The 9502-nt window shown below is 67.3% G+C and carries 8 protein-coding genes and 1 pseudogene; 6 read left to right on the plus strand and 3 right to left on the minus strand.

Annotated elements, in window-relative coordinates:
- Window positions 1–1050: 1050 nt before the first annotated feature.
- Window positions 1051–1737, plus strand: a complete 687-nt coding sequence (locus AB0E94_RS51930) for a PilZ domain-containing protein (RefSeq protein ID WP_360344118.1) — start codon at window positions 1051–1053, stop codon at window positions 1735–1737.
- Between the two features lie 27 nt (window positions 1738–1764).
- On the opposite strand, the pseudogene AB0E94_RS51935 reads toward AB0E94_RS51930, so the two are convergent.
- Both AB0E94_RS51935 and AB0E94_RS51940 read right to left on the minus strand, forming a co-directional pair.
- A pseudogene (locus tag AB0E94_RS51935) lies at window positions 1765–1899 on the minus strand (leucine zipper domain-containing protein); the annotation flags it as partial.
- A complete protein-coding gene (locus AB0E94_RS51940; protein ID WP_360344121.1) occupies window positions 1900–2034 on the minus strand; it encodes a hypothetical protein in 135 nt (44 codons plus the stop codon).
- A 187-nt stretch (window positions 2035–2221) separates the two neighbouring features.
- Here AB0E94_RS51940 and AB0E94_RS51945 point away from each other — a divergent pair, with 187 nt between their 5' ends.
- Both AB0E94_RS51945 and AB0E94_RS51950 read left to right on the plus strand, forming a co-directional pair.
- Window positions 2222–3121: a DNA adenine methylase gene (locus AB0E94_RS51945; RefSeq protein ID WP_360344124.1), complete on the plus strand. Its 900-nt coding sequence runs from the start codon at window positions 2222–2224 to the stop codon at window positions 3119–3121.
- Between the two features lie 170 nt (window positions 3122–3291).
- A complete protein-coding gene (locus tag AB0E94_RS51950; RefSeq protein ID WP_360344127.1) occupies window positions 3292–4680 on the plus strand; it encodes an IS1380 family transposase in 1389 nt (462 codons plus the stop codon).
- A gap of 510 nt (window positions 4681–5190) precedes the next feature.
- Here AB0E94_RS51950 and lexA read toward each other — a convergent pair.
- A complete protein-coding gene (gene lexA, locus AB0E94_RS51955; protein WP_360344136.1) occupies window positions 5191–5832 on the minus strand; it encodes a transcriptional repressor LexA in 642 nt (213 codons plus the stop codon).
- Window positions 5833–6448: 616 nt separating this feature from the next.
- Here lexA and AB0E94_RS51960 point away from each other — a divergent pair.
- From AB0E94_RS51960 to AB0E94_RS51970, 3 genes are all read left to right on the plus strand, one after another.
- A complete protein-coding gene (locus AB0E94_RS51960) occupies window positions 6449–6658 on the plus strand; it encodes a universal stress protein (RefSeq protein ID WP_360344130.1) in 210 nt (69 codons plus the stop codon).
- Window positions 6659–7225: 567 nt separating this feature from the next.
- Window positions 7226–8200, plus strand: coding sequence for a nitroreductase (locus tag AB0E94_RS51965; protein WP_360344133.1), 975 nt, complete (start codon window positions 7226–7228; stop codon window positions 8198–8200).
- 468 nt (window positions 8201–8668) lie between these two features.
- On the plus strand, window positions 8669–9193 hold the full coding sequence (locus AB0E94_RS51970; protein WP_360344139.1) for a hypothetical protein: 525 nt from the start codon (window positions 8669–8671) through the stop codon (window positions 9191–9193).
- Window positions 9194–9502 lie beyond the last annotated feature (309 nt).

Here is a 9502-nt window from a genome sequence, read left to right on the forward strand (position 1 = left end):
TTGTTCCCGTACCGGGGGCCGGGCGCCGCGCCTTTGCCCAACGTGGGGGTTCGGGTGGGGCGCCCCCCCCGCCCCCCCCCACCGGCTGCTCGAGCAGAAGAAACATGTCGACCCGATGACGGTAGTATGCCTCGAGCCAGGACTGCTTGGCCCGCCCGGCGAGGGCTGCGCCCCGCCGCCCCGCTTCTGGCTTCGGCGACGTGCCGGGGCAACAAATGTGTCACCCCGCCGCCGGAGCTGAGCAGGTCCGTTCCGAGTCATCGACCATCTGCGCATCGGCCGGCCGCGATCGGATTCGTCAGTCAGACAGCACGCTGGCCGTCCGGTTCTTCCCGCCACTGCATCACTTTGCGGGCCTCGTGATCGTCACCAGTCACCGGGACCGCAGCTGTCCGATCAGTCAACTCAGCGGTTCACGCTGTCCATGACCGCTGTGGAGATGATGCTGACGGGTGAGTTCACGTCGGTGACGATGGAGTACTCCGGGCTTGGCATCGAGCCAACCTGGTGCCAGGCCGAGGCCGGCGACCCGCCGGCTGCGGTGGTGCGTTTCAGTTGCGCTGCGCCGGTGCCGATCCAGATCGCAATCCATCCGGCCAGACACAAAGGCAGGAGGGCATTTTCGAGTAGTTCGGGACTTTGGTCATGACCTGGCCGGAAAGGTTCAGTTGTCGCGCCGGGACGGCGATGTTGCTGCCGTACCGGCCATCATCTGCTCACCAGCGCCGTAGGACCGGCCTTGACCGCAGTCACCAACGACCTGCCGCACCACACCCCGCCGGCCGACCCACCACAACGAATCGACACGGGACACCGCCCAGGGGCCTGGCCGCCGCCCTGAACGTCGTCGCCGAACGCCCGATCGGTCGCTGGCCACCTGTTTTATGCCGCGTCAGGCAGACGTGACCTGTACGCCGCAGGGTTCAGCCTTGCGATCACCACATCAAATCGCGGCCAGCAGGATCAGCCGCTGCCAACGAAAGGACCACGGTGATGACACGGACTTGGGGGTTCCTACGAGCCGAGGTCGATCAGGTTCATGAGCAGCCGTTGCCGTGGAACGTCCCGGAAGTGCACGTGTCGTTTCACGAAGGCCTGGCGTTCACGGGCAGGGTGTCGCGCTGCCCTGGAGATCTGCTCGTCATGGACATCGACGGTGTGACCGTTGCACCCGGCACCGTTGCCCAGATCCAGTGGACTCAGGACGGTCGTGGCTGCTACGCCGCCGGCACGGTGGTCGTCGCGCCGACCCCGGTGGCGCCGGGTGTCTACATTCGGGTCGACGAGTCGGTATCCGGCGTCGAACGACGCTTGAGTGTCCGGCTGCCGGTGCAACTGATGGCCAGCGTGATAGCTCCGTCCGGCCGGGTTCTCTCCGGCCACACCGCCGACCTTTCACTCACCGGCGCGCTGCTCGTCACCGATCCGCTTGCCAGCAGCGATTTCCTCCTGGACCTCGTCGACAATGCTGCAGAGGACTCGAACCACACGTCGTCGGTGGTGCTGACGTTACCGACGGGCATCGGCTGTCTGCCGTGCTCGATCCTCGGCGTCGACCCCGCCTCCGGCCAGGTTCGCGTGCGGTTCCTGCACGACGACGGGCTGCTGCTCGAGCAGATCGGCGCGCTGCTGCGCGCCGAGCAGTACCAGGCCGCCCTGCGGCAGAACAGCACGCCCGCCGCGCCACCAGCGCTGACCACCACGCCCCCACCGCAGGTGCACGGGCACCAGCGGTGACCGGCGAACGTGTCTGACCACGCAAAGTCGGCGGGAACGCAACGAGACCAGCGCCTCGGTCTCGGCTGGCATCCGTGTCGGCGATGGGTCCGGGCGCCGAGACCGGTCGGCCAGCCCGGCCGGTCCGTCGGACGCGCAGCGGGCCAGCCACGAGTACAGCAGCTACCGAAACGCGCCGGCCTCGCGAACGACCTGGGCCACCGGCACGCCGGCGAGGACTCGCAGCACCGCACGGTGCCAATGAGTGACCTGCCAGCTCAGGTCGTCGCCGAGTCGATCCGCTTGATCGATCGTCACAGATTGAAGATCATTCCGAGCGAGTCCTGAATCCGTCAAGCATGTCGTGAAGCACTGATGTCCAAGATCTCCTGGGACTTCAGCTTGACACCCACATCGGTCTTCGATGCAACCGGGTCTCGGATCGCTTCCCACCTGCTCCCGAGGCTGATAGCCAGATCTCATCGGCGCCGGACCGTTCCCCGGCATGCCGACCCAAGGCCGTTTCGTTCCGCAGCCCTACCCGTATCAGGGCAGCAAACACGTGATCGCCGCACAGATCGTGGCGCTCCTGCCCGAGCGCGTGCCCAGACTGATCGAACCGTTCGCGGGGTCCGCCGCGGTCTCGCTCGCCGCCCGCACAGCCGGCCGGGCCGACACCGTTCTACTCAACGATCTCAACGCTCCGTTGATGGGCCTGTTGTCGGACATCATTGACCGGCCGGAGGAGTTGGTCGCCGCGTATCGGGTCATCTGGGAGAGTGGTCTGGCCGATCCGGGAGCCACGTTTTTGTCGGTGCGGGAGGCGTTCAACCGGCGGCCGACCTCGCCGGCCTTGATGTACCTGCTGCGTCGTTGTGTCAAGGCTGCCGTCCGGTACAACTCCGAAGGTGGGTTCAACCAGAGCGCCGACAAACGCCGGACCGGGGCCAGACCGGCCTATGTCAGCAAGCACGTCACCGTCGCCTCCGGGCTCCTCCGCGGCGTGACGACACTGAGTTCCGTCGATTACAAGGACATCCTCGCGGCGGCTACTGCCAGGGACGTCATCTACATGGATCCGCCCTACCAGGGCACCAGCGGCAACCGGGACCAGCGGTACGTGGCCGGACTCGACTTCGGCGAGTTCGTGAGGCAACTGACCCGGCTCAACAGCCGCGGAATCGCCTACATTCTCAGTTACGACGGTTACACCGGTGAGAAGACCTATGGCCGGCCGCTACCCCGGACGCTCGGGCTCCACCGGCTGGACATCGATGCGGGTGTCAGCGCCCAGGCGACCCTGCTGGGCCGGGCCGCCCGCACGACCGAAGCCTTGTTCGTCTCACCCGCCCTACAACGCGTGAGTTCCCAGCGAGTTCACACCGGTCTTCACCCCGGCAGGTGACGCACCTGGGCGCTTTCAGTTAGAGGCAGTTGGCGTCCCGGCACCCTCAGCCTCGATCCACCGCTGAATGCTGAGATGACGAGACCCCAGTAGATAGAAAGTGCCCTCTGAACTGGGAGGATAGGAGTTCTGACGCTTCTATTCCGCCGGTCCGAGAGGGCACCTCGCAGGTGAGATTACGCTATGACGAGCCGGTGACGGCCGTGACGTTCGATGATCCGAATCTGGTGTCGTGTGCCGGGCTGGTTCCGGTGATGCGCTTGGCCCGGGCCGCCGGTTTGCATGACGCGGTCGCCGACCGGGTGTCGTTGCCGACCGGCAAGGGCGTCAACCCGGCCGGCAAGATCGCCACGATCGTTGCGGGCATGCTCGCCGGAGCGGACAGCATCGACGACCTCGACATCGCCCGGCACGGCGGCATGCGCTCGCTGTTCAGCAGCGTGTACGCGCCCTCGACGCTCGGCTCATTCCTGCGCACCTTCACCCACGGCCATGTCCGGCAGTTGCAGGCCGCCGCCCGCGACACCCTGATCGGCCTGGCCCGCCGGGCACCGATCCTGGCCGGCGCCGACACGCTGACCTTCGTGGACATCGACTCGATGCTGCGCCGGATCTACGGCAAGCAGAAACAGGGCACCGGGTTCGGCCACGCCAAGGTCGGCGGCTACAACGTCATGCTGCGCGGCTACAACCCGCTCATAGCCACCCTCTCCACACCCCTCACCGCGCCGGTGATCGCCGCCACCCGGCTACGCAGCGGAAACGCCGGCTCCGGCCGCGGCGCGGCCAGCATGATCGCCGAGACGATCACCACCGCCCGCGCGTGCGGCGCCACCGGCGAGATCGTGGTCCGGGCCGACTCGGCGTTCTACGCCAAGACCGTCATCACCGCATGCCGGCGCCGCCGGGTGCGGTTCTCGGTCACCACCCGCATCGACGCGAAGATCCGCACCGCCTGCGACAGCATCGCCGACGACCAGTGGATCGACATCGCATATCCGCAGGCCGTCTGGGACGAGGACGCCGGACGGTGGATCTCCGACGCCCAGATCGCCGAAACGACGTATACCGCGTTCGCCGGCACCCGCCACGCCGTCACCGCCCGGCTGATCGTGCGCCGGATCCGTCGCGACGATCCCACCCAAGTTCCCGGCCAGAGCGAACTGGTCGCGGCCTACCGGTATCACGCGGTGCTCACCGACAGCCCGTTCACCCTCGTGCAAGCCGAAGCCCAACACCGCCAGCACGCGATCATCGAGCAGGTCAACGCCGATCTGATCGCCGGACCACTGGCCCACCTTCCGTCCGGCCGGTTCTCCGCCAACGACGCCTGGCTGACCTGCGCCGCCATCGCGCACAACCTCACCCGCACCGCCGGGCACCTGGCTGCCGGCGCCCACGCGAACGCCAGGACCGCCTCGATCCGGACCCGGATCATCAACGTCGCCGCCCGCCTCGCGCACCGAGCCCGGACTGTTCACCTGCACCTACCCGAGCATTGGCCCTGGCAGGCAGCGTTCGAAAACCTGTTCACCGCCGTCCGGGCCACACCCGCCTGAACATCCCGAAACCACTGAAATCAGGTGGCCCGCCCACAGGCCCACAAACCCGTTCCACCCCGACTCACCGCACCCAGGAGCAAGCCGATCACGCCATCGGCGATTTCGGCATTCCCAGAACCGGCCAGCGCCGAAAGCCATTCACCGAACTACGACGCCAACCGCGTCGGTGGATCGAGGCTCAGGGGCAGTGAGGGATCGCCGCTGCGGTGGCCAGCTGACCAGCGTTGGCGTGGGATGTTTCCACAGTTCCCGACCGTGAGATGCGGACGGATTCAGCCCAGTCCATAATGCCTGGCAGGCGCCGCCAAGCCATCACGGCGCTGCCGTCCGGCGCCCGAGCCCTGGCTGAAGTGCAGCGGCTAACGGGTGGCCCCGGGTCAAGGACTGACCGACCAAGCCGCAGTCAGAACTCATAAGCCGTTGGTGTCGCCAGCCGCGAACATGATCACGACGACCGGTTGCGCCGCGACCGCGATTGCGGCGCAACCGGATTGCTGGGCCTTCCGCTCACAGCTGCCGCAGTACGAGTGTCACTTTGCCGAGGATGGTGGCGTGATCACCATCGATAATGGGGTAGTCCGGATTACGCGGTACGAGTTGCACATGGCCTCCGTCTCTGCGGAACTGCTTGACAGTGGCCTCGTCGTCAAGCAGTGCCGCAACGATGTCGCCCTGTTCAGCGTCGGGCTGTTGCCGGACCACGACTACGTCACCGTCGCAGATCGCCGCGTCGATCATCGAATCGCCTCTGACGCGGAGTGCGAACAGCACGCCTTTCCCGGTCATCATGGCCGGTAGAGGAATCCAGTCCTCGATCGACTCGTCAGCCAGGATCGGCGTTCCTGCGGCGATGGAGCCCAACAGGGGGACTTGAATCTCCGCCGGCGCCTGCGGGCCGGCGGCGGTGACCAGCAACCGTATGGCACGCGGCCCCGATTGCCGGGTCAGGAATCCGTGGCGCTGCAACGCATCGAGGTGGTGAGTGACCGCGGACGGAGAGCTCAGGCCGACGGCCTGTCCGATCTCTCGAACCGTCGGTGGGTAACCGCAACGTTCAACCCACTGTTGGATGACGGCTAACACCCGTTGCTGCTGAGAGCTGATCTGGGCCAGGAGTGCACTTTTGTCGCCCTTTGATATCTGCGTCATCGGGTGAACCGTAGCACGCCATTCGATCATACGTGCTAAAAATGCCTGCGAGTTGAGGCGTCGGTGCGATGCCGCTTCGGGCCACACCAGCCCTTCGGTCAACATTGGGTGAACCGGAGCCCAACGAGATCCGGCACTGCCGGACGAGTGGCGAGGCAGGTGCTCTACAACTTCGGAGGAAGTCCCCGATCCCGAGAAACATGGGAAACAAGGCCCGCTACACGACGAGTCCCAGATCGATACTCACGAGTGCCGACTCTCGCCACCAGTGGGCAAGTTGCCCCATTTGCGGACAGGTCGAGGCGGAACTCCAAGGCCGCGCCGATCGGCTCAACTGCGAGCACGGGGACCGCCAGCGAGACCGGAACTGCCGAACAAACGACCCACGCATCCTCTCCGCGAGGCGTTTCGCCGTAGCAGGGCCGCCTTCGGGTGCAGGGTCACGAGTACATGAGACATCCACGCAGATGCCCCTCGCCACGTCACCCAAGGCTGAAGCGCCGACTATCACCGAAAACGGTGACACATGTTCTAATGCCTGACCGCCGAATGTCGTAAATGCGGACGATATCAACTAAAACTCACGGCGGTCTTCGGTGTCGAACAGTCGGCCGGCGTGTTGTTGCTGTGGAATCTGCAGGTGCGCGCCGAGGCCGTCGTCGACCATCCCGCCGCCGCACTAATCGCGGCCAGAACCGCGCAGCTGCTCATCGTCGTCAGCCGAGGCCGTGGCGCCGTGCGCAGCCTGCCCTTCGGCTCGATCAGCCAGTATCTTCCGCGTAGCAGCGCTTGCACCGTAGCGGTCGTCCACAGCGGCCACACCTGACGTCGCCGCCGCCGGACGAGATTCCGCGTTAACCGCTGCCGGTCACGGATGCAGCACGGCGACCGGCGGCGAACCGGCCCCGGGTGGGACCCCTGCCCCGGCCTGCCACCGGAGGGCTCCCACCTCCAACATCCACGGCAGCCTCAGCCTGTCATCCTGCATTCCGGGGCCATCGGCGCCATCTGAGTCCTCCACCGCGTGCGCGGCGATCCGCTACAGAGATCCCCGCGTGTGAAGGGCCCGCCCGGTGATCGCCAGGCAGCTATCGAGCAGGGCGGCGTTTCGATCTCGTCAACGACAGGTCTTCCGGCCCTAACCGCAGGATCATATGGCGTGCACCGTGGAACGAAGGGCAGCACAGGTCACCGCATCCGGCCCCGCGACGCTCAGCGGCCGGTTCGATATCTCAGGCGAAAGTCTTCGCAGGCACCGTCGACGTCCACGAATCGTGAACACCACACCGTGCCTGTCTGAGCGGCTGAAGGCACGGCCAATCGCCCGGAACAGTCCGGGTCGCTGCCCGAGCGTCGACCACGCAGACCGATCGGAGGAAGAGGAGGCAGAAGCATGGGTGGCTATGGCGGCACCGACCTGCTCAAGGCGGCCTCGGCAGGGATCCGTGCGCCGTCGCTGCACAACAGCCAGCCGTGGCGGTTCCGGCTGGCCGACGGCACCATCGAGGTCCTTGCCGACACCTCGCGCCAGTTGCAGGTGGCCGACTCCGGCGGCTGGGCGATGCGGCTGGCGTGCGGGGCGGCCACCTACAACGCGCGCCTCGCGCTGGCGGTCATCAGCCGACCCGCCGATGTGGTGCTGGCCCCGGACTCCCACCAGCCCGACCTGATCGCCCGGCTCACCCCCGGCCCGCCACGGCCCGCAACCTATCCCGAACGCAATCTGTTCGCCGCGATCGCCCGCCGGCACAGCCATCGGGCGCCGTTCTGGCCGGACCCGGTACCCGCCGACGTCCGCGTGCGCCTGCTCGACGCAGCCCGCAGCGAACACGCCTGGCTGGAACTGCTCGTCGGGATGACCGCCCTGACCGGATTCTCCGAGATAGCCCACAGCGCCGACCGGGTCCTACGCCGCGACCTGCACTACCAGGCCGAAATGATCACCTGGACCGATGCGGACAGCGCCGCCGACGGCGTCCCTTCCCTCGCCGACGCGACGGTCACCGAACCACAGGACCTGCTACCGCAGCGGGCCTTCAACGACCGGCGACGAGCCGCCGGCCGCGACTACGAACCCGAACCACTCGTCGGCATCCTCGGTGTCGCCGCCGACCGCCGATACGATCAGATCCTCGCTGGCCAGGCCCTGCAGAAAGTCCTGCTCACCGCCACCGACGCGGGCCTGTCCGCCTCGATGATCTCTCAGCCGATCGAAGTGCCGTCGGCCCGCGAACAACTCCGCCGTTCGCTACGCCGCTCCGGCTATCCCCAACTGGCCCTGCGCCTCGGCTATGGACAAGCCGGCCGGCTCACCCCACGCCGGGACGTCAGCGAGGCCCTGGTCCCCGTAGCCGCCAGACTGCCCTGAAACCTGCGACTGCGGCGTCGCCCCTGCCGGGCGGGTTCCCGCCGGCGCCGCATCACCCCGCCGAAGCATCCTCGCCCGGTTTCCCCACGACTATCCGCCCGCCGACCGCAACGGCGAGCTCGTCACGCCAGGAGTTCGGACCCGCGACGAACGGCCGGCCCCCTGCACACCGATCAAGCCGGCTTTGTCAGAGCAGGCATCGTTGAACGCCGAGCGCACCCGTCTCGCCCCGCGGGGCCGGGATTCCTCCCTCCCCCGCTGCCCGTCCGCGTCCGGTGTACGCCCTCTCGACTTCGGCCCCCGCAGCGAAAGGACTTTGGTCCCGCCGCGACAGGAGGTTGGACACCGGCGCCACCCTGCCGAACAAGCGCAGTCTATAGACACAGCAATCAATAAAAGGAGGCAGTGATGGCAGCCGTCGGCCGGGACTCTGAGGTTCACCTCGAAACCGTCAAGGCACCCGGTCCCATGATCACCAAGGGTGCCGCCAAGGCACTCGCCGTGCTGCGCATCAGCACAGGCTTCGTCTTCCTGTGGGCGTTCCTCGACAAGACCTTCGGCCTCGGCTACGCCACCCCGTCCGCCCGCGCATGGATCAACGGCGGTTCCCCCACCAAGGGCTTCCTGTCCTCGGTCGAGACCGGCCCGCTGGAGAGCTTCTTCCACTCCATCGCCGGACATGCCTGGGCCGACTGGCTGTTCATGCTCGGCCTGCTCGGCATCGGCGTCGCCCTGATCCTAGGCATCGGCATGCGGATCGCCGCCGGAGCCGCCACCCTCATGATGGCCATGATGTGGCTCGCCGAACTCCCCCTCGCCCAGCAGACCAACGCCGGCGAGCCGAGCGGCTCGACCAACCCGCTCGTCGACTACCACGTCATCTACGCCCTCACCGCCATCACTGCCGCACTCACCCACGCCGGCCACACCTGGGGCCTGGGCCGCTGGTGGAGCAGCCTGCCCATCGTGCGTAAGAACCGCTGGCTGATCTGAACCAGTACGCGGCACCCGCAGACGGTGGTGGCCGCCCGGTGCGGGCGGCCACCACCCCTGTGTTCGCGTGACAGCGGACGACGATCAGCGAAGCATCCCGTCGTCCCACCCAGTTCACCAACCCGCGCCGCCGCACCGCGCGACGCGTGCCGCAGGCCCCGTCCGACTACGGAAGGCCGGGCTCTCGCCAGTAGGTTCGGACGCCCGACACGGCGTTGCGCGGCCGGAACGGTTCTGCGGCGAACACGTACGCCAGCGCCAGATCGCCCTGGTCGGCCGGGCCCGGCAAGGCGATCACCTCGGCGCACA

This window comes from Actinoplanes sp. NPDC026670 (assembly GCF_040638175.1).
Lineage (GTDB): Bacteria > Actinomycetota > Actinomycetes > Mycobacteriales > Micromonosporaceae > Actinoplanes.

Coding starts and splice junctions, on each gene's coding strand:
- AB0E94_RS51945 (WP_360344124.1), top strand. CDS start 2,222: ATGCCGACCCAAGGCCGTTTCGTTCCGCAGCCCTACCCGTATCAGGGC.
- lexA (WP_360344136.1), bottom strand. CDS start 5,832: ATGACGCAGATATCAAAGGGCGACAAAAGTGCACTCCTGGCCCAGATC.
- AB0E94_RS51965 (WP_360344133.1), top strand. CDS start 7,226: ATGGGTGGCTATGGCGGCACCGACCTGCTCAAGGCGGCCTCGGCAGGG.
- AB0E94_RS51970 (WP_360344139.1), top strand. CDS start 8,669: ATGATCACCAAGGGTGCCGCCAAGGCACTCGCCGTGCTGCGCATCAGC.